This is a genomic window from Burkholderia latens (assembly GCF_001718795.1).
In the GTDB taxonomy this organism is placed as follows: domain Bacteria; phylum Pseudomonadota; class Gammaproteobacteria; order Burkholderiales; family Burkholderiaceae; genus Burkholderia; species Burkholderia latens_A.
This window is the reverse complement of record NZ_CP013435.1, coordinates 1,717,656-1,739,253: the sequence shown is the minus strand read 5'-3', so window position 1 is coordinate 1,739,253 and position 21,598 is coordinate 1,717,656. Positions and strand designations below refer to the sequence as shown.

The 21,598-nt window shown below is 71.1% G+C and carries 7 protein-coding genes; all 7 read right to left on the bottom strand.

Features of this window, described 5'->3' with window-relative positions:
• Positions 1-117: 117 nt before the first annotated feature.
• The 7 genes from WK25_RS08105 to WK25_RS08075 all read right to left on the bottom strand — a co-directional run bounded on the left by WK25_RS08105 (position 118) and on the right by WK25_RS08075 (position 21,525).
• Positions 118-1,164: a GNAT family N-acetyltransferase gene (locus WK25_RS08105; RefSeq protein WP_069241386.1), complete on the bottom strand. Its 1,047-nt coding sequence runs from the start codon at positions 1,162-1,164 to the stop codon at positions 118-120.
• A complete protein-coding gene (locus WK25_RS08100) occupies positions 1,164-2,003 on the bottom strand; it encodes a formyltransferase family protein (RefSeq protein ID WP_069241385.1) in 840 nt (279 codons plus the stop codon). The genes WK25_RS08105 and WK25_RS08100 overlap by 1 nt, the downstream gene beginning before the upstream one ends.
• Before the next feature lie 87 nt (positions 2,004-2,090).
• The gene (locus WK25_RS08095) at positions 2,091-4,355 is read right to left on the bottom strand and encodes a TonB-dependent siderophore receptor (RefSeq protein ID WP_059544139.1); all 2,265 of its coding nucleotides are present in this window, start codon (positions 4,353-4,355) and stop codon (positions 2,091-2,093) included.
• Positions 4,356-4,402: 47 nt separating this feature from the next.
• A complete protein-coding gene (locus WK25_RS08090) occupies positions 4,403-5,779 on the bottom strand; it encodes a lysine N(6)-hydroxylase/L-ornithine N(5)-oxygenase family protein (protein ID WP_069241384.1) in 1,377 nt (458 codons plus the stop codon).
• A gap of 34 nt (positions 5,780-5,813) precedes the next feature.
• Complete coding sequence (locus tag WK25_RS08085; protein ID WP_069241383.1) at positions 5,814-6,839, bottom strand: GNAT family N-acetyltransferase; 1,026 nt, start codon at positions 6,837-6,839, stop codon at positions 5,814-5,816.
• On the bottom strand, positions 6,829-11,820 hold the full coding sequence (locus WK25_RS08080) for a non-ribosomal peptide synthetase (protein WP_069241382.1): 4,992 nt from the start codon (positions 11,818-11,820) through the stop codon (positions 6,829-6,831). The genes WK25_RS08085 and WK25_RS08080 overlap by 11 nt, the downstream gene beginning before the upstream one ends.
• 9 nt (positions 11,821-11,829) lie before the next feature.
• Complete coding sequence (locus tag WK25_RS08075; protein WP_069241381.1) at positions 11,830-21,525, bottom strand: non-ribosomal peptide synthetase; 9,696 nt, start codon at positions 21,523-21,525, stop codon at positions 11,830-11,832.
• Between the last annotated feature and the right edge of the window lie 73 nt (positions 21,526-21,598).

Here is a 21,598-nt window from a genome sequence, read left to right as displayed (position 1 = left end):
AACGAGCAAATGTTCGTATCGAGCTTGCAGCGTGGTCACCGGCCCGGCTCCGTCGGCGCATCGTCTTCTTCGCAGCACAGGTCGAAACGACCGGATTCGACTTCGCGCCCGATCCCGTCAAGGCAACCGGAAAGTGTCGAAGAACGTCTCGCGCTCCATCACCGTGAGCGCCGCGCGTTTGTGCGGGAAATCGAACTCCTTCAGCGTGTAGAACCCGAGCCGGTGCATGTACGCGATATGCCGCACGTGATCGACGCGCGGCTCGCCGACGAGCCGCTGCGTGCGCGGTTCGTCGACGAACATGTAATGCAGCACTCCGCTCCACCACGCGTGCAGCTTGCCCGCGCTCTGGAAGCGCGAGTCGCCGATCAGCAGATGCAGCCCGCGATCGTAGTCGTGCGCGTCGTAGAACGGCGCAAGGCGATCCTCCTTCGCCCAGTAGAATTCGAAATAGCCGAACGGCGTGTCGTCGAAATAGCCGATCATCGGATGCATGTGAGGATCGGCGAGCCGCTCCGCGAGATACGCAGCGTGTTCGTCGAGCGTGCCGCGCTGATCCCAGAAATGCGCGACGCGATCGAGGTTCATCCAGCCGCTGAACAACTGCGCATGCGCGTCGATGTCGACGGTGCGCAGGCTGAACGTCATCCCGACCTGCGGCATGTAGCGCGCATAGATCTCGCCGGCCGGCGACGGCGGCCGCACCGGATGCCGGTGCCCGTTCGTGATCGTGTAGCGCAGCGGCATTCCGCCCGACGCACTCGCCTTCAACCACGGCCGCGGGTTCTGCCAGAACGTCGCGCGCGAGGCGGTGAAGCACAGCCGGTCGCCCGCCACCTGCGCGTCGTCGATCACGCCTTCGCGCACCGCACGCGCGACGTACGCTGCGACGGTTGCCGGATCGGCGTCGCCGAGCGGCACCGACAGCGTCGCCGCATCGTGCCGCGTGTCCGTGTTGAACACTGCGACGAATGGCGCGAGCAGCGCGGCCGGCGGCTCGTCGGGCCGCCATGCGTCCAGCGTGCACTCCGCCACCGACGCCGGCTGCGCGCCGGCGCGCGCCCGTGCGGCGCCGTCGAGCGCCGCGGCCGCGTCGCCCTCGACCCGCTCCGCCGTGGCTGCCTTGCAGGCCGCGGCTGCCGGTTGCGTCAGCGTGTCTTCCATCACAGTGCTCCCGCGTCATGGCGGTCGGCGAGGATATGCAGCCCTCGCTCGAGCGCCGGAAACAGGCTGCGCTGGAAGTTGTTCCAGCGCAGTTCGAGAATCGTGTCGTCCGGCGCGATCGGCGTGTCGAGCACGTCGCAGATCACCTCGCCGGAATCGATGCCGTTGTCGACGTAGTGAAACGATGCGCCCGTCATCGTCACGGGTTCGACGTGCGACGTCGTGCCAGTCGCCCAGTCGACCCGTTCGCCGCGCGCGCCGTGCAGCGCATCGAGCGTCGCCCACGCGCCGCGCCGCTGGTACGGCGAATCGTCGGCGGTGATGCCGGGATGGATGTTCGCGATGCGGCGATGAAAGCGCGCGCCGGGGCGCACGAGCTCGTCGAGGATCACGAGCAGCCCGTCGAGCACGACCACGTCGGCGTCGAGTTCGAGCAGGCGTTCGAGCAGGCGGCGCTCGAACGCCTGCTTGCCCGTCACGCGTTCGCGTGCGTCGCGCGGCAGCCGCCGGTACGTCGATGCGATGGTGCAGAACAGGTCGTCGACCGGCCGGCCCTGCACGGTCAGCCCGGCGGGCAGGATCCACGGGCGGCCCGGCGTGCGCGTGAACCCGTAGTCCGCGACCTTCGCGCGGTCGGCCGGCGAACCTTCGTCGTCGTCGATGATCACGCCCTGCAGCGTATAGCGGTCGCCGAGCGGCGATTCGTTCAGCCGCTCGACGAGGAATTCGAGCGGCGCCTTCATGTAGCGCGTGCCGCCCCGGTAAGCGACCGGCTGGCCGGCGCGATCGGCCGCGCCATTGCGCAGCGACTGGATATAGACGAGATTTTTCTTCGGCATGGAGGCGTCGTGAAAAAAAGCGGACGACGGCGCTGCGGCCCGCCCGCACCGGCCCGGAGGCCGGCCGGCGCGCCGCGGCGCGCGGCGTCACCAGTTGTATTTCGCGGTGGCGATCACCGTGCGGTCGGTCCCGAAAATGCAGACGTTGGTCGACTGGCAACCGCTGATGTAATGGCGGTTGAACAGGTTCGTCGCATTGACCGCAAAGCGCCAGTTGCGCATGTCGTAATGCACGCCTGCGTCGAACAGCGTGTAGCTCGATACCGTCAGCGAGTTGTCGGCCGCGCCGGCCGACGCGCTCTGGTAGCGCACGCCGCCGCCGAGCCCGAAGCCCGCGAGCGGCCCCGTGTGCCACGTCCAGTCGGCCCACAGCGACGCCATCTGCCGCGGCCGCGGAATGTCGACCGGCCAGTTGTTCAGCGACACGTCGTTCGCCTTCACGTTCTTCACGTCCTGATACACGTAAGCGGCGATCAGCGACAGGTTCGGCGTGACCTTGCCGGTCGCGCTCAGCTCGATCCCGCGCGAGCGCACTTCGCCGGTCTGCACCGACTTCGTGCCGGTCGGATCCTGCGTCGGCAGCGCGGTCGTGAGCACGTTGGTCTGGTTGATCTGATAGATCGCCGCGTTCAGCATCAGGTTCTTGCCCGGCGGCTGCCAGCGCAGGCCGGCTTCGATCTGCTTGCCGCGCGTCGGCTGCGGCAGCCCGCCGCCCACCAGATTCACGCCGATCAGCGGATTGAACGACGTCGCATAGCTGACATACGGCGACAGCCCGTAATCGCCCTGATACGTGAGGCCCACACGGCCCGTGAATGCCGTGATGTCGGCCTTCGTCGACGTGCCGGCCGCGCGGTCGTCCTGCCGCATGTTCACCCAGTCCTCGCGGCCGCCGAGCGTCAGCGTCCAGCGGTTCCACTTGACCTGATCCTGCGCGTACAGGCCGAACGTGTTCATCGTCGTGTACGTGTTCGTGCGGAACGTCGAGTTCGGATCGAACACGGCGGTCGTGACCGGCAGGTAGACCGGGTTGTAGATGTTCAGCGACGGCGCCGCGGCCAGCCATTCGCTGTCGGTCGCGGTCTGCCGGTTGTACTGGAAGCCGAGCAGCAGCGTGTGCTCGAACGGGCCGGTGCCGAAGCGGCCCTCCACGTTGTTGTCGATGTCGAAGCGGCTGTAGTTCATCTGGAATACGCCGGCCCAGCGCGACACGTCGGTTGTGCTGTCGCCGTCGAAACCGTTCGCGAACACCGAGCCGTTGTCGAGCGACAGATGCATCCAGCGCGTGTTCTGCCGGAACGTCCACATCGGACTCAGCTTCCGCTCGAACTGGTAGCCGAGCGACCACTGCTTTTTGCGGTAGTAGTTGAAGTTGCCGTCGCCTTCGTAGATGTCCTTCGTGATCTGCCCGTTCGGGTTCGGCAGCACCGTGCCCTGCGCCGGCAGGAAGTTCGACGAGATGTCGCCCCAGTCCTGCAGGTAAGTGGCGGACAGCGTCAGCGACGTATCGGCGTCCGGGCGCCAGCGGAACGACGGCGCGAGCGCCACGCGCTGATCGTTGTTCGGGCCGGTCAGCGCGTTGCCGTCGCGCGCGACGCCGACGAACCGGTACGCGTACTTGCCGTCCGGATCGAGCTTGTCGCCGACGTCGATCATGAACTGCTTGCGTGCGTAGTCGCCGATCTGCACGCCGGCTTCGCGCACGCGCTCGCCGTCGGCGAGCTTCGTGTGCACGTCGACGATCGCGCCGGGGTCGCCGGCGCCGTACAGCACCGACGTCGGCCCGCGCAGCACGCTGATGCTGTCGATCATGTACGGATCGACGCGCCAGCTCGCGAGGTTGATCGTGTTCGGCACCTGCAGCCCGTCCACGTACGCGGTCGGCGTGAAGCCGCGCAGCGCCGCGTACCAGTCGGACCGGTTGTCCGAACCGTACGACGAGAAGCCGGGCACGTAGCGCAGCGCCGCGTTCACGTCGGTCGCGCCGGTCATCTCGATCTGCTGCGCGGTGACGACGTTGATCGTCTGCGGAATTTCATTGATCGCCGTATCGGTCTTGGTGCCGGTGCGGCTGCGCTTCGCGACGAGGCCGACCGTGCCGTCTCCTTCCGCGCCCGCGTTGACGTTGATCGCCGGCAGCGTGCCGGTCGACGTGCCGCCCTGCGCGCCGGCCGCATCCGCCGCCTTGGCTGCCGCGCCCGCCGCGCCGTTCTGCGCACCGCTCGCCGATGCCGCCGCGCCTGCGTTCACGGCCGGCGCCGTCTGGGCGTATGCGTGCCCTGCCGCCATCCCGAACGCCACGCTTGCCGCGGCTGCGATCGCACGCACACGCGTGCCTGTTGCCCACTCCATCTTTTTCTACTCCGCTTGTTTCGATGCGGTCTCCGACCGCGCCTTTGTCAAAGAGCGAAAGCCATGCGGCTCGCGCTCGCCCCGTGTTGATGTCGTTGTTCGTGCGCGGTGCGCCCCGCGCCGTCGTCATGCGCGGCGTCGGCGCCTGCTTCGAGCGACGCGCAGATTTCGTCCGCGCGGCGCGCCAGCACCGACAGCAGCGTGTCGGACAGCCCGTGGCTGTCTTCGCAGCAGCCTTGCAGATAGATGCGCGGCGCGAAGTGCTCGGGCGTCGCGAGCAGGTAATCGCGCGTCACGTCGCCGCGCGTGAGCGCATCGCCCAGGTGCGGCGCGAGCCCCTCGAGCAGCGCCGCATGCGTGTCGCGCCGATAGCCGGTCGCGAGCACCAGTGCGTCGAACCGTTCGACCCGCGTCGCCCCGTTCATCCGGTCGCGCAGCGTCAGCTCGATGCGGCCGTCGCCGCCGCGCACGGCGGCCTCGATCGCGCTGTTCGCGAGCAGCGCGTGGCGCGGCGTGCCGTCGATGCGCTGCAGGTACAGCATTTCGTAGATCTGCTCGATCAGCGGCCGGTCGACCACTGCGTAGTTGGTGTCGCGATAGCGCTCGAGCAACGCACGGCGCGCGTCGTGCGGCTGCGCATAAACGACGTCGGTGAACTCGGGGCTGAAGATCTCGTTGACGAACGGGCTGTCGTCGGCCGGCTTCAGCGCGCCCGCGCGCATCACGAGGCTCGCGTCGACGTGCGGGAAGCGGCGCGCGAGGTCGACGAACACCTCCGCCGCGCTCTGCCCCGCGCCGATTACCGCGACGCGGCGCCGCTCGCCGTCCGGCGCCGCGACCAGCCGGTCGATGTCGGTCAGATACGACGACGAATGGATCACGCGTTCGCGGCCCAGTGCCGCGAACGCGTCCGGCACCGCCGGCGTGCCGCCGACGCCAACCGACAGCGCGCGTGTCACGCGCTGGCGCTCGTGGCCGGCCGCGTCGCGCGACAGCACGCGCAGCGCGTCGATGCGCGCGCCGTCGCCGGACACGGGCTCGATCGCGGTGACGGTCTCGCTGTAATGCACGTGCTCGTCGAACGCATCGGCCACCCAGCTCAGATAATCGTGAAACTCGACGCGGGTCGGGTAGAAGTTCTTCAAATTCACGAATTCGTTCAGTCGGCCGCGCTCGAACAGGTAGTTGATGAACGTGTAGCGGCTCGTCGGATCGCGCATCGTCACGAGATCCTTCAGAAACGAGATCTGCATCCGGCAATCGGCGAGCAGCATCCCGCGGTGCCAGCCGAATTCAGGCTGACGTTCGACGAAGCAATGCGTGAACGGCCGTGCGCCGCCGCGCTCCGCGAGGCGCACGGCCAGCGCCAGGTTCGACGGCCCGAAGCCGACGCCGATCAGGTCGAATACGGTTTCTCTCTGCATGTCTCTCAGCTCCCTTGTCGGTGAAACCGGCGCGTCATACATGACGGCCGGCAAAGAACGTCTCGCGCTGCGTGCACATCCACAGCGGCTGCGCGTCGGCGAGCGCGAGCCGCCGCTGCCGCGTGAAGCCGTGCCGCGCGAGGAGATCGACGACCCGCGTGCGGCCGTCCGGGACCGCGCAGCCGACCGCTTCGGTGCGCGGGTCGTCGAGAAACAGGTGATGCACGACGCACGGCAGCCAGCCGGCCACCCAGTGCGGGCCGCGCCAGCGCGACGCGCCGACCAGCATCCGCAGCCCGCGGTCGTAATCGCGCGCGCCGACGTGCGGTGCAAGCGGGTCTTCCTTCAGCCAGAACGCCTCGACATACGCGAACGGTTCGCCGTCGAAGCAGCCGATGAGCGGCGTGACGTGCGGATCGGCATCGGGCGCCGTGCCGTCTGCGCCGGGCCGCGCCCACGGCCAGCCGTCGCGCACGCGCGGCTTGTCGAACCACTGCGCGATGCGCGCCGCGTCTTCGCCCGGCTGCCAGCCGCGCAGCGTGAAGCGCATGCCGAGCGCCGGCAGGTCGCGCGCATACACGTCGCCGCGCGGCGCAGGCGGCCGGCGCGGATGACGCCGGCCGTCGGTGAACATCGGCAGCGTCGCGCACGGCAAGTGCGTGCCGACGCGCCACAGATCGGCCTGCTGTGCCCAGCCTTCGCGCATGCACAGGCCGCCGTCGGCGAGCACGCCGCTCGCGCGCAGCGCGTCGAGCGCGACCGCCGGCCACGCGGCCGGGTCGAGCCTGATCGCCGCGTGGCGCGCCGCATCGGAAAACGCGGCGGCGAGCGCGGCCAGCAGCGCGCGGCGCTGATCGGCCGGCGCCGCGCGATGGTTGTAGGCGACGACGCGCAGCGCGCCGTCGTCGCCGAGTTGCACGCGCAGCAACTGCGCGCCGATGCCGTCGCCCTGCGCGACGCGGATTTCCGTGCCGTCGCGCACGGCGAACAAGCCGTCGGCGAACGCAAGGCGGTACGTGTCGAGCATCGTGAAACCGTCCGGACGCACTTCAGCGAGCATCGCGCACCTCCTGCTCCGCTTCGGCCGCCGCATCGATACGCGCGGCGAGCGCCGCGAGCGTCGTCGCGGCGAACACGTCGGCCACGGTCAGCGCGTGACCGGCACGGGCGGCCGCGTCGACGAAACGCACGACGTCGAACGAGCTCGTACCGGCTTCGAACAGATCGGCATCGGGCGCGGGCGCGGCCGTCGCGAACGTGTCCGACCACACCGCGGCGAGCGCGGCCGCCGTGTGCGGCGCGTGCGACGCGTCGGCGACACGCGGCGCGTGGCTTGCCGGACCGGCGGGTTCCGCGACGAACAGCGCATCGGGCGCACCGAGCGCCGCTTCCGGGGCGCCCGCGAACTGCGCGACTTCGTCGTGGTAGACGTCGACGAGCGCATCGACGAAACCGCCGTCGAGCAATTCGTCCGCATACGAGAACGCGGCGCTCACGCGGCCGTCCGGATGCTCGACCACGTCGAACTCGAGTGTGAACACGACGCGATGGCGCACGTCGTCGAATTCGTCGAGCGACAGGCCGGCCCAGTCGCGCGCGGCAGCACCCGTCGGACGCAGGTAGTTGAACATCACCTGGAACAGCGGATTGGCGTGCGCGGCACGCGGCGCGCGCAGCGCGGCGACGACGTCCGCGAACGGCACGTCGGCGTGCGCATACGCGGCGAGCGCCGTGTCGCGCACCTGGCCGAGCACGTCGGCGCGGCGGGCCGCCGGGTCGAGCCGCGTGCGCACCACCACCGAGTTGACGAAGAGCCCGAGCGCATCGCGCGCCGCGTCGCCCGTCAGCGCGCGCGTCGATGCGAGCACGCCGACCGGCTGGTCGACCGCGCCGGTCACGCGGAACAGCGCGGTGTTGAGCGCCGCGTGCAGCACCATCGGCAACGTCGCGTGGGCACGCGACGCGGTGTCGCGCGCGGCGCGAATCAGTGCTGCGTCGAACTCGAACGCGATGCGCGTTGCGCGCCATTGCGGGACGGCCGGCGCGTCCGCGCGTTGCGGCAGCACCGATGACGGCAAGTCGGCGAGCGCGTCGCGCCAGTACGCGAGGCGCGACGTGCGGCATGGCGCCGGCAGCACGAGCGACACGCTTTCTGCGGGCGCCGACGACGATGGCGACGACGCGACTTCGCCACGGACCAGCGCGACATAGTGTGCGCGCACCGCATCGAGCCACAGCTCGATCGATTCGCCGTCCGACACGATGTGATGAATCGTCACCGACAGCACGTGATCATGCGCGCCGAGCTTCAGCACGCGCGCACGCCACAGCGGCGCATCGGCGGCGAGATCGAACGGCGCGAGCGCGTCGGCGTCGGTCAGTGCCGCCGCGCGGTCAAGCGCGTCGGACTGCGCGGACAGATCGACGACAGGCAGCGCGACGGCGGCTGAATCGTCGATCCGCTGCCCGGGCAGCGTTCCGTCGCGCAGCACGAGCCGCGTGCGCAGCGCCGGATGCGCGGCTGCCGCAGCCGCGAACGCCGCGCGCAGCGCACCGACGTCGAGCGGGCCGCGCACGCGCAGCGCGACCGGAATGTTGTACGCGGCATTGTCCGGCTGCGCACGCCACAGAAACCACAGGCCCAGCTGCGCGGGCGACAGCGGCCACACGCCGTACGCGTCGGGTTTGAACGCCGCGACGCCGGGCGCCGCCGAGCCGGCGTGCGCGGCGCGCGGCGCATCGGCGACCTGGCGCGCGTACTGCGCGAGCACCGGCGCTTCGAACAGCGCGCGCACCGGCACGTCGCGGCCGAGCCGCTCGGCAACGCGCGTTGCCACGCGCACCGCGGCCAGCGAATGACCGCCGAGCTCGAAGAAGTGATCGCCGCGGCCGACGCGTTCGACGTTCAGCACGTCGCGCCAGATTGCCGCGAGCGCGGCTTCGTCGCCGTCGTGCGGCGCGTCGTAAGCGCGTTCGACGCGCACCGGCGCCGGCAGCCGCGCACGGTCGACCTTGCTGTTCGCGTTGCGCGGCAGCGCGTCCAGCACGATCAGTTGCGCGGGCACCATGTAGTCGGGCAGCGTGCGGCGCAGATGCGCGTCGAGCGTCGCGGCTTCGACCGGCTGCGCGGCGGCCTGCGCGTCGGCGGTCAGTTCGACATACGCGACCAGCTGCGCCTGGGCGCCTTGCCCGTGCACGACCGCGCACGCTTCGCGCACCGCATCGTGCGCTGCCAGTTGCGCCTCGATCTCGCCGAGCTCGATGCGCAGCCCGCGCAGCTTCACCTGATGATCCACGCGGCCGATGAAGTCGAACACGCCGTCCGCGCGGCGCCGCACGAGGTCGCCGGTGCGATACAGGCGTGCGCCCGGTGCGCCGTACGGATCCGGCACGAAGCGCTCGGCCGTCAGCGCCGGGCGATCGAGATAGCCGCGTGCGACGCCGATCCCCTCGCCGCCCAGATACAGTTCGCCGATCACGCCCACCGGCAGCGGATGCAGCCGCGCATCGAGCACGTGCGCGGTGCGCGCGCCGACCAGCGTGCCGATTGGCAGATACGCGGCATCGCCGAGTTTCGCAGGATCGTCGCCGGGGCGGAACATCCACAGCGTCGGCGTGATCACGGTTTCGGTCGGGCCGTAGCCGTTGACGACGCGCACGTTCGGCATCGCGCGGCGCAGCATCGCGAATGCTTCGCGCGACGTCGCTTCGCCGCCGACCGTCAGCGAACGCAGCGTCGGCGGCGCGCCGTGCGCGAGCGCCCACTCGGCAAGCTGCGCGGCGCAGCCGGGCGGCACGTAGGTCATCGTCACGCCGTCGCGGTTCATCATCGCGCAGGTTTGCGCCGGCGGCCACAGCACGTCGGCCGTCACCGACACGGCGGCGCCCGACAGGTATTGCGAAAACCAGCCTTCGTGCGCGCCGTCGAAGTTGACGGACTGGAACAGCAGGAACACGTCGTTCTCGGTTACGCCGTAACGCTGCGCGATCGCCACGCAATGTCGCGCGAACGCCGCATGGTCGACGATCACGCCCTTCGGCTTGCCGGTCGAACCCGACGTGTAGATCGCATACGCGGCGTGACCGGGCAACACGTCGGGCAGCGCGACGTCCGCGGCGTCGCCGAGCGCGTCGACCTGATCCGCACGCCAGATGCGCAGGCCGGGCCCCGCCGGCAGCGATCCGGCGCTCGCGCCGTCGGTCAGCACGTGCGCGATCGCCGCGTCATCGACGATCTGCGCGAGCCGCTCGCGCGGGTGCGCAGGATCGAGCGGTACGAACGCCGCGCCCGACTTCAGCACCGCGATCAGCGCGACCAGCAGGTCGACCGAGCGCTGCAACGCGACGCCGACGCGCATTTCCGGCCGCACGCCGGCCGCGACGAGATTGCGCGCGATGCGGGCCGCACGCGCGTCGACCTCGCCGCGCGTCAGCGCGCGATCGACGTCGGCGACACCGCGCGCGTCGGGGCGCGCGCGCGCATGAGCGGCGATGCGCACATGCACCGGGATGAACGGCTCCGCTTGCGCGGCGCCCGCCGGCGCGTTCCATCCGGCCAATTGCGCACGTTCGTCGGCCGGCAGCCAGTCGAGATCGCCGATCGGCAACCCGGGGCGCGCGAGCGCGTCGCCGAGCAGCGTGACGAAACGCGCGGCAAGCCGCGCGATCGCATCGGCATCGAACAGATCGAGCGCGTAGATGAACGCGGCGTCGAACGTGCCGTCGGGCGTCGCCTCGACGGCGAGCGTCAGGTCGAATTTCGCGGACGGCGTGCCGGACGGCAGCAACGTGGCCGCTGCCGCGCCGAGCGTCGGCAACGCGCGGCGCTCGCCATATGCGGCCATCACCTGGAACAGCGGATGGTGGCTCGCGCTGCGCGGCACGCCGAGCGCGTCGACGACCTGATCGAACGGCACGTCCTGGTGCATCTGCGCATCCACGAGCGCGCGCTGCGTGCGCGCGACCAGCGACGCGAAATCGCCGTGCGCGGGCACGTCGACGTCGATCGCGAGCGTGTTCACGAAGAAGCCGATCAGCCCGGCGGTTTCCGCACGCTCGCGGTTCGCGGCCGGCACGCCGACACAGATCCGCGCATCGCCGGTCGCGCGCGCGAGCAGCGCGTCGAGCGCCGAGAGCAGCACGGCGAACGGCGTCGCGCCCGCCGCGGCCGCGAACGCGCGCAGTTGCGCACCGGTGCGCGCGTCGAGCGAAAACACGTGACGCGCGCCGCGCGCGCTGCGGCGGGCCGGCCGAGCGGCCGCACCGGGCAGCGTGATCACGCCGCGCTGCGGATCGATGCGTTCGCGCCAAAACGCAAGCTGCCGCTCGCGCTCGCCCGCGTCGAGCCAGCGGCGCTGCCACAGTGCGTAGTCCGCGTACTGGATCGGCAACGGCGCGAGCGGCACCGGCTCGCCGGACGCGTAAGCGCGGTAGAACGCCGCGAGTTCGTACAGCATCACGTCCGACGACCAGCCGTCCGACACGATGTGGTGAACGGTCAGCGCGAGCCAGTGGTGCGTCGCGTCGAAGCGGATCAGATGCGCGCGCATGAGCGGCGCGGTGCCGAGATCGAATGCGGCGGCTTCATCCGTCGACGCGACGGTTTCCGCGCGGGCGGTGCGCTGCGCGTCGGGCACCGCGTCGAGATCGGTCTCGCGCCACGGGCAGCGCAGCGGCGGATGAATCGTCTGCGCGACGCCGTCCTCCGCTTCGTCGAACGTCGTGCGCAGCGCCTCATGACGCGCGATCATCGCATCGCATGCGAGCCGCAGCGCGTGCGCGTCGAGCGGGCCAGACAGCGCGAGCCGCTCGGTGATGTGATACGCGGCGGGCGCATCGATCAGCCGCGCATGCAGCCACAGCCGCGTCTGCGCGAACGACGCCGGCACACGGTCGCTACGCGGCGTGCGCGGCGGGATCGGCAGCATGCGAAAGTCGATGCCGGCCGCGCCGAGCTTGTCGAGGAACACCGCGCGCTGCGCGTCGGGCAGTTGCGCGAAACGCGTCGCGAGCGCGAGCCAGTCGGGTTGGGCCTTCGTCATCCGTCGTCCTTATTGGGTTTCCAGTTCGCCGAGCAGCGCGTCGATCGCGCTCGCCGCGTCGGTGTCGCCACGGGCCGCACAGGCCGCATCGATCGCCTGCGCGCAACGCGCGAGCGTGCGGGTGTCGAACAGCGTGCGCAGCGGCAGCGCGAGGCCCCAGTGCAGGTTCGCCTGCGCATGGGCCTGCGTCGCGAGCAGCGAGTGGCCGCCGAGCAGGAAAAAGTCGTCGTCGCGGCCGATCGCATCCACGCGCAACACCCGCTGCCAGATCGCCGCAAGCGTGCGCTCCGTGTCGGTCGCGAGGTCCGCGGCCGCGACTGCGTTCCGTGCCGGTGCGGGCAACGCATGGCGGTCGCACTTGCCGTTCGGCGTGACCGGCAGCGCGTCGAGCTCGATCAGTTGCGACGGCACCATGTACGACGGCAATTGCGCGCGCAGCGCATCCAGCAGTGCGGTGCGATCGAGCGGGCCCGCGTCGCCGCGTGCGACATAGCCGATCAGCCGTTCGTCGCGCACGATCACGACCGCGTCGTGCACGCCCGGCGCCGCACGCAGCAGCGCCTCGATCTCGCCCGGCTCGATCCGCTGCCCGCGCAGCTTCACCTGCGTGTCGACGCGGCCGAGATAGTCGAGCGCACCGTCCGCGCGGCGCCGTGCGAGGTCGCCGGTGCGGTACATGCGCGCACCGGGCATGAACGGATCGGGCACGAAACGCTCGGCGGTCAGCGCCGGGCGGCCGAAGTAGCCGCGCGCGAGGCCCGCGCCCGCGAGATACAGCTCGCCGGTCGCGCCGGCCGGCACCGGCTGCCAGGCCGCGTCGAGCACATGCAACCGCAGGTTTGCGATCGGATGGCCAATCGGCACCGCGACGGCGTTCGCGTCGTCGGGGCCGCAGGTCCAGTGCGACACGTCGATCGCGGCTTCGGTCGGCCCGTACAGGTTCACGAGCGTCGCGTTCGGCAACAGCCGCGCGACCTTCGCGACGAGCTCGGGCGCAAGCGCCTCGCCGCTCGCGACGATCAGGCGCACGCTGTCGCATTGCGCGGCCGCCGAGAAATCGTCGAGATACGCGGCGAACGCGGCGAGCATCGACGGCACGAAGTGCAGCACCGTCACGCCGTGTGCGTGGATCGCGGCCGCGAGACGGGCCGGGTCGCGGTGGTCGCCCGGCGCCGCGATCGCGAGCTTCGCGCCGATCGCGAGCGGCCACACGAATTCCCATACCGACACGTCGAAGCCGAACGGCGTCTTGTGCAGCACGACGTCATCGCGCGTGAGACGGTACGCGTGCTGCATCCATGCGATCCGGTTCGCGAGCGCGCCATGCGAGTTGCCCGCGCCCTTCGGCTTGCCGGTCGACCCCGACGTGTAGATCAGATACGCGAGCTGTGCATCGTCGACGATGTCGGCCGCGCCGTCAGCGGCCGTCGCGGACGCGCCGTCGTCGAGCAGATCGGCGAGCGTCAGCAGTTGCGTCGTCGTTTCATCGCCGAGCGCGGCCGCCACCCGTTCGCGCAGATGCGGTTGCGTGATCGCGACCGCGGGCCGCGCATCGCGCAGCAGATACGCGATGCGCTCGGCCGGATAGTCGGGATCGACCGGCAGATACGCGGCGCCGGCCTTCAGCACGCCGACGAGCGCCGTCACCATCTCGAACGAGCGCTCGACGCACAGGGCAACCGGCGTGTCGGGGCGCACGCCGCGACGGCGCAGTGCTGTCGCCACGCGCGTTGTGTTATCGTCGAGTTCGCGATAGGTCGCGCGCTGTACGTCGCCGTGAACGTCCGCATGCTCGAGCGCGATCGCATCGGGCGTCGCATGCGCGGCTTGCGCGAATTGCAGATGCAGCGGCTGCCGCTGCGCGTCCGGCCACGTCAATGCGGTGTCCTGCGCGCGCGCCAGTGCGTCGCGCGTCGCTGCATCGGCGATCGACAGCGTGCCGAGCAGCGCGTGCGGCGCGCGAGCCAGTGCATCGAGCGCGCATGCAAACGCGCGGTGCCACGTCTCGACCTGGCGCGCATCGACGCGTGCCGCGTCATAGCCGTAGTCGATCGTCAGTTCCGCGCCGCTTTCGATCACGAGCGTCAGCGCGAAATCCGTCGCTTCGATGCTGCGCACGTCGGCAAGCGACAGCGCGCCCGGATCGGCGTCGTGCGCCGTGTCGCCGACCGGATAGTTCTCGAATACGACCAGCGTGTCGAACAATGCGCCGCCGGCGTCGCGCGCCCAGCGCTGGATGTCCGCAAGCGGCGTATGCGCATGTTCGGCCGCCGCCGCGTTCTCGCGCTGCAGCGCCTGCAGCCAGTCGGCCGCCCGTTGCTGAGGCGCGGGGGCGGTGATCACCGGCAGCGTGTTGATGAAGAGGCCGAGCACCGTGTCGACGTCCGCGAGCACATCGGGACGGCCGGCGACGGTCGCGCCGAACGCGATGGCCGGCTGATGCGTCATCCGCTGAAGCGCGAGCGCCCACGCGCCCTGCACCAGCGTGTTGACGGTCAGCTTCAGCGTGCGCGCCGTCTGCGCGACGCGCGCCAACGCTTCCGCGCCGATGGTTGCGCGCCACGTGACCATCTCGGCGTCCGCGCGGTCCGCGTTGCGCTCCGCGATCAGCGTCGGCGCATCGAGGCGCGCGAGCCGTTCGGTCCAGAAGCGCTCGTCCGCGTCGCGGTCGCGCGTAGCGAGCCACGCGATGAAGTCGCGGTAGCGCAGCGCCGGGCGGCTCGCGAACGGCGACGCCGCGTCGGGATCGCGATAATCGCGCAGCACGTCGGCAAGCAGGCGCGCGGTGCTCCAGCCGTCGAGCAATACGTGGTGGCGCGTCCACACGATGCGCCACGCGTCGTCGGTCACGCGAATCAGCGTGAGCCGCATCAGCGGCGGTTCGCGCCAGTCGAAGCCGCGCGCGCGGTCGGCCGCGAGCCACGCATCGAAATCGGCATCCAGGGTGTCGCCGCGCATGCGCCAGTCGAGCTGCTCGACCGGCATTCGCGCATGGCGATGCACGCATTGCAGCGGCGCGGCCTCGTCCGGGATCACGCTGGTGCGCAGGATGTCGTGCCGTGCGATCGATGCGGCGAACGCGGCTGCGAGCCGCTCGGCGTCGAGCGCCGTCGCGGTCGCGACGAGCTGGTTCACGTAGCTCGCGTGACCGGGCGCGAACAGCGCATGGAACAGGATCCCCTGCTGCATCGGCGACAGCGGATACACGTCGTCGATCGCGCGCCAGTCGAGCGGTGCGCGCTCGATCGCGGCCTGCGTGAGGCCGGCCGCCTGCGCGAGCGGAAAATCGCCCGGCGTCGCGCCGCCGCCGCGAAGCGCGATACGCGACGTGCACGCGTCGGCGAGTTCGCGAAGCGCGGTCTCGAAGCGTTGCGCGAACGCGTCGATCGTCGCGCGCTCGAACTGCGGCGCACCGTACACCCAGTGAACCTTCAGCGTGCGCGCACCGTCGCGGTCGGTGTCGAGGTATGCATGGATCGCGAGCGCGTTGCCGAGCGGGCCATGCGGATCGCGTTCGACGCCGGTGCCGCCGAAGCGCGGCACGAGCATCGCGTCGCGCGGTGCGTCGAACTGGCCGAGATAGTTGAACGTGACGCGCGGACGCGGCACGGCGGCCAGCGCCGCACGCGTCGCGGCGTCGCCGTAATGCGCGAGCACGCCGAATCCGAGCCCCTTGTGCGGCACCGCGCGCAGCGCGTCCTTGACCGCGCACAGCGTGTCGCGCGCGGTGCGTTCGACCGGCAACGTGACCGGATAGTGGCTCGTCAGCCAGCCGATCGTGCGGCTCGCGTCCGCATCGTCGAATAGCGGCTCCCGGCCGTGCCCTTCGAGTTCGACGCGGCACGACGCGGCAGCGCCGTTACCGGTCAGTGCCAGCGCGAGCGCCGCGCCGAGCAGTTCGATCGTCTGCGTTCGGTACGCGGCGTGCGCGTCGGTCAGCGCCGCGCGAGTCAACGCCGCATCGATCGTCTGCACGACGACGGCCGCGTCGGCATTCGTCGCCGGGGCATCCGGATGATCGGGCGCGATGTCGTCTCCCTGCGCCATGCCGGCCCAGTACGCGACTTCGCCGGCGAACGGCGATGCCGGTTCGATCGCGGCGCGCGCGAGCCGGGCAGCCCACGCGTCCGCGCGCAGGCCCGGCTGCGACAGGCGCACCGGCGAACCCTCGCATGCGGCGCGATACGCAGCATCGAGATCGTCGAGCAGGATGCGCCACGACACACCATCAACGATCGCGTGATGAATCGCGAGATACAGCCGCGTCGAACCGTCCGGCAGCCGCGCCGCGCACGCACAGGCCAGCGGGCCGCGGCCGAGATCGAGGCGGCGCTGCACTGCGTCGAAGCGTGCGACTGCGTCGGCTTCGTCGCGTGCGGCGACGTCGACGAACGGCAGCGCGTCGTACGGCTTCGCCGCGTCGCTTGCTTGCCAGCAGCCGTCCGCGGCGCGCGCGAAGCGTTGGCGGAACGCGTCGTGATGCGTCAGCACCGCGTCGAACGCACGTACGAATGCATCCGCGTCGAACGTGCCGCGCACGTCGAATGCAACCGACTGGTTCCAGTGGCCCGGATGCGGCACGTCGAGCGCGAAAAAGCGCTGCTGCGCCGGCGTCAGCCGGGCCGCTGCGCTCCCAGCGGGCGCGGACGCAGGCACGGAAGCGGCCGCTGCCGGCGTGGCGGCGGCGACCTCCTCGGTCTTCGCGATGCGTGCGAGTTCGGCAATCGTCGGCCCGTCGAACAACTGCTTCGGCGTAAAGCGCACGCCGCGCTTGCGCGCCCGCGCGATCACCTGCAGCACGAGGATCGAATCGCCGCCGAGTTCGAAGAAGTTGTCGTCGCGGCCGACGCGCGGCGCCTTCAGCACTGCTTGCCACACTTCCGCGAGCGCCGTCTCCACCGGGCCTTGCGGCGCGTCGCCGGCAGTCGCCGCCGCCGGCGCGACGGCCAGCTCGCGCAGCGCCGCACGATCGATCTTGCCGTTCGCCGTGACCGGCAGGCGCGCGAGCACGACGAACTGCGCGGGCACCATGTAATCGGGCAGCGTCGCGCCGAGCGCGATGCGCACACCGGCTTCATCGAAGGCGGCGCCGTCGCGCATGACGACGAACGTCGCGACCCGCAGGCGGCCGTCCGTTTCGATCGCGAGCGTCTCGGCCTGCATGATCGGCCCGGCCGCGCGCACCGCCGCACTGACCTCGCCCGGTTCGACGCGATAGCCGCGGATCTTCACCTGGTCGTCGATACGGCCGACGAACGCAAGACGGCCGTCCGCGCGCAGCCGCACGCGGTCGCCGGTCCGATACAGCCGCGCGCCGCGCGCGAACGGATCGGGCACGAACCGCTCGGCCGTCTGCGCGGGCCGGTTCAGGTAGCCGCGCGCGACGCCCGGCCCGCCGAGGTACAGCTCGCCCGTCGCACCGGCGGGCACGCACGCGCCGAACGCGTCGAGCACCAGTGCGCGCGCATTCGGCAGCGGCCGGCCGAGCGGCACGCCGCTCGCGGCGTCGCGCGCGTCGGCGGCAACCGACGCGGTGTCGCACACGATCGCGCCGACGGTCGCTTCGGTCGGCCCGTAATGGTTGATCACGCGGCAGGCCGGTGCGAGCGCGGCGATGCGCGCGACGAGCGCCCACGTGAGCGTTTCGCCGCCGGTCACGAGCGCATGGCGCGGCAGCACGTCGGCGGGCGCGCGTGCGTCCAGCAGCGCCTGCAGGTGGCTCGGCACGATTTTCAGAACGCCGACGTCGCGCCGACGCATTTCGTCGGCGAACAGGTCCGGATCGAACGCACACGCAGCCGGCAGCAAATGCAGCGTGCGGCCCGCGCAAAGCGCGCCGAACAGCGTCGTGTGGCCAAGGTCGGCCGCCACCGTCGATACCATCGCGAACGACGCGTCCGGTGCGAACGCGAGTTCGTCGAGCATGCCTTGCACATAGTCAGCGAGCGCGCCGTGGGACACGACGACACCCTTCGGCGTGCCCGTCGAACCCGACGTGTAGATCAGATAGGCGCCCTGCTCCGGATGCGGCGCGACGCGCACGCCGGCCGCGTGCGCGAGCGTCGCATCCTGTGCGAGCGCGTCGACGTCGAGCGGCTGCGCATCGCCGGCGGCCGGCCACGCGGCCGCATCCGCGACGAGCGCCCAGCGCGCACCGCAATCGGCGGCAGCGGCCGCAATACGGCCGGCCGGCTGTGCCGGATCGAGCAGAACGGCCAGTACGCCCGCCTTCAGCGCTCCGAGCAGCGCGACGACGAAGCGCGCCGACCGCTCGATGCAGACGATCACGGGCGTTTCGGCCGTCGTGCCGCGCCGTGCCAGCGCATGCGCGATCCGGTTCGACGCATCGTCGAGTTCGGCGAACGTGAGCGACACCGCCGCATCGGCGAGCGCGACGCGATGCGGATATGCAGCCGCCTGCCGCACGAACGCGGCGACGATGTCGGCATGCTCGGCTTGCAGCGCGCGGCCATCGCGCGGCTGGCGCGTGGCCGGCGACGCATCGCAGCGCAGCGCGGCCGTCGGCCGATGCGGCTCGCCTGCGGCGGACGCGACGAGCGCCGCATAGCTGTCGAGCCATGCGCGCGCGGTATCGTCGTCGATGCAGTCGGTTGCATAGGCTGCGACGAGTTCGATTCCGCTCGCATCGTCGGTAAAGTCCAATGCGAAGTCGAAGCGCGCGGCGAGATCGGGGCCGGGCGTCGCGACGGCCGTCGCACCCGGCAACACGCTGTCGTGCCGCGCGTCGAACTGCTGCGCGAACTTCACGCGCAGCCATTCGTCGCCGCGCTTCACGGGGGGCTTCACCGCATCGACGACGCGCTCGAACGGCACGTCCTGGTGCGCGACCGCGCCGAGTGCCGCCGTGCGCGCCGCGTCCACGAGCGCGCAAAACGGCAGCGTCGGCGCGACGCGCACGCGCAATGCAACCGTGTTCAGGAACAGGCCGAGCAGCGCGTGGGTTTCCGCGCGCTGGCGGTGCGCCACCGGCACGGCGACGACGATGTCCGTCTCGCCGGTCGCGCGCGACAGCCATGCGTCGAGTGCGGCAAGCAGCACCGTGAAGACTGTCGCCTGGGCATCGCGGGCGAGACGCCGCACGTCGGCCGCGACGGCGTCGGGCAACCGGAGCGATACGCGTGCACCGCGTAGCGAGCGCGTCGCGCCCGGCTGACGGTCGACCGGCAGCGCAAGCGGGCCGGGCACGTCGCGCAATGCATCGCGCCAATAGTTGAGCTGGCGTTCGCCTTCGCCACCGGCAAGCAGGTCGCGCTGCCAGTCCGCGTAGTCCGCATACTGAATCGGCAGCGCCGGCAGCGACGGCTCGCGCCCTTGCGCATACGCACGGTACGCGGCCGCCAGTTCGTCGAACGCGCAGCGTGAGCTCCAGCCGTCGGTAATCGCGTGATGCGCGGTCAGCAGCAGCCGGTGCCGGGTGTCTCCGAGGACGACGAGTGTCGCGCGAAGCAGCGGCCCGCGCGACAGATCGAACGGCGCGAGCGCATCGCGCTCGGCAATGCGCGCAGCCTGCGCATCGCGTGCGGCCGGCGGCTGGTCGCGCAGGTCGACCGTTGCGATCGCAACCGGCAGCGTCTTGTGGATGCGCTGCATCACGATGCCGTCGTCGTTGTCGACGAGGGTCGTGCGCCACGCCTCGTGCCGTTCGATCACATGATCGAGTGCGCGCTGCAGTGCGGCACGGTCGAGCGCGCCGTCGATCGTCCAGTGTGCGGCGATGTGATACGCGGCGCTCGCATCGCGCGTTTGCGCGAGCACCCAGAAACGTTGCTGCGCGAGCGACGCCGCACGATCGACATGCGGCGCAGTCGACGCAGCGGCATCGGCCGCCGTCCGGCGCGCCGGAATCGCTGCAAGCGGCGCGCCCGTTTCCCGCTCCGCACGATCGACGTGCGCGGCCAGCTCGGCCAGCGCCGGATCGGCGAACAGCGTGTCGAGACGCAGGTTCACGCGCAACGCGGCGCGAATCGCGCCCTGCAGTTGCATCGCCGCGAGCGAATCGGCGCCCAGCGCGAAGAAGCGATCGTCGCGCGCCGGCACCGCATCGAGGCCGAGCAGCGTCTGCCAGAAACCGGCAATCTGCCGTTCGGTCGGCGTGCGCGGCGCATCGCCCGCCGATGATTCATTGTCGCGCGCCGCGGCGATGCGCTCGCACAACGCCGCACGGTCGAGCTTGCCGTTCAGCGTATACGGCAGCGCATCGCAGCGCACGAACCGGTGCGGCTGCCACGCGGCCGGCAACTGCGCGCCCACGTGCGCCTTCAGCACCGCATCGTCGGCCGTCGCACGCAGCGCGATGCATGCGATCAATCGCGTCGGCCCGTTGCCGGTTTCGGCGATCACAGCCGCGTCGGCCACTGCCGGATGCGTGCGCAGGCATGCGGCAATTTCAGCGGGCTCCACACGCACGCCGCGCACCTGGACCTGATCGTCGAGCCGGCCGAGATAATCGAATGCGCCATCGGCGCGCAGCCGTGCGAGGTCGCCGGTGCGGTACACGCGCGCACCGGGCTCGCCGTTCGCATCGGGAATGAAGCGTTCGGCCGTCAACGCCGGGCGGCCGTGATAGCCGCGTGCGATACATGCGCCGCCGAGCAGCAGCTCGCCGGCGTCTGCCGTGTCATCCGCCGCGCGTTGCGCGTCGCGATCGATGCGCGCGACACGCGGACCGATCGCACGGCCGATCGGCAGCGACGCATAGGCGTCGCCCTCGGCGAGCGCAGGCATCTCGCCCGGCTCGACGGGCCACAGCATCGGCGAGATCACGGCTTCGGTCGGCCCGTAGCCGTTGATCAGGCGAACCGACGGGAACGTGCGGCGCACGAATTCGAACGCCTGCTGCGGCAACGCTTCGCCGCCGAACGCGAGCACGCGCAGCGTCGGCGGGACGCCGTCGCGCGCGGCAACCGCCGCGAATTCGCGCAGATACGCGGGCGGGAACGCGGCAACGCTGACCGATTCGCGCAGCATCAGCGCATGCGCGGCGTCCGGCGCGAACGGCTGCGGCGGCGCAATCGTCACGCTCGCGCCCACTGCCAGCGGCGCCAGCCAGCATTCGTGCGCGGCATCGAAGTTGACCGATGCGAAATGCAGCAGTCGATCGCCGCCGTGGATCGGCAGCGCCGCCGCGAGCGCATCGCAATGCGCGGCGAGCGGCCCGTGCTCGACGACCACCGCCTTCGGCGTGCCGGTCGAGCCGGACGTATAGATCATGTAGGCGGCCGCACGCGGATGCACAGGCACGTCTTCATCGTCGGCGCAAGCAGCCGCATCCGCATCGTCACCGTCTGCCCACGTCGCATCGAACGCATGCTCGAACGGCGCGCCGAGCGCCGCGCGACCCGCCGCGTCGGCGATCCCGTGCCGCAACTGCGCATCCCGGACGATCCAGTTCAGACGCGCGGCCGGATGACGCGGATCGAGCGGCACGAACACACCGCCCGCCTTCAGCACGGCCAGCAACGCAACGAACAGCTCGCACGAGCGCTCGACGCACACGCCGACGCGCACTTCCGCGCCGACGCCGGCCGCGCGCAAGCGCCGCGCAAGCTGCGACGCCCGCGCGTCGAGCGCGCCGCGCGACAGGCGCAGGTCGTTCTGGAAAGGCGCGGCGAGCGCGAGTGCGTCGGGCGCAACGCGCGCCAGTTCGCGGATTCGGTGATGCAGCGCAGTCGGGAAACTCGTCATGTGCGTGAAGTCCTTCGGTCCGGCCGCTTAGGCCAAGTCTCGGGGCCGCTTGGGCGGCTTCACTGGTGTGACG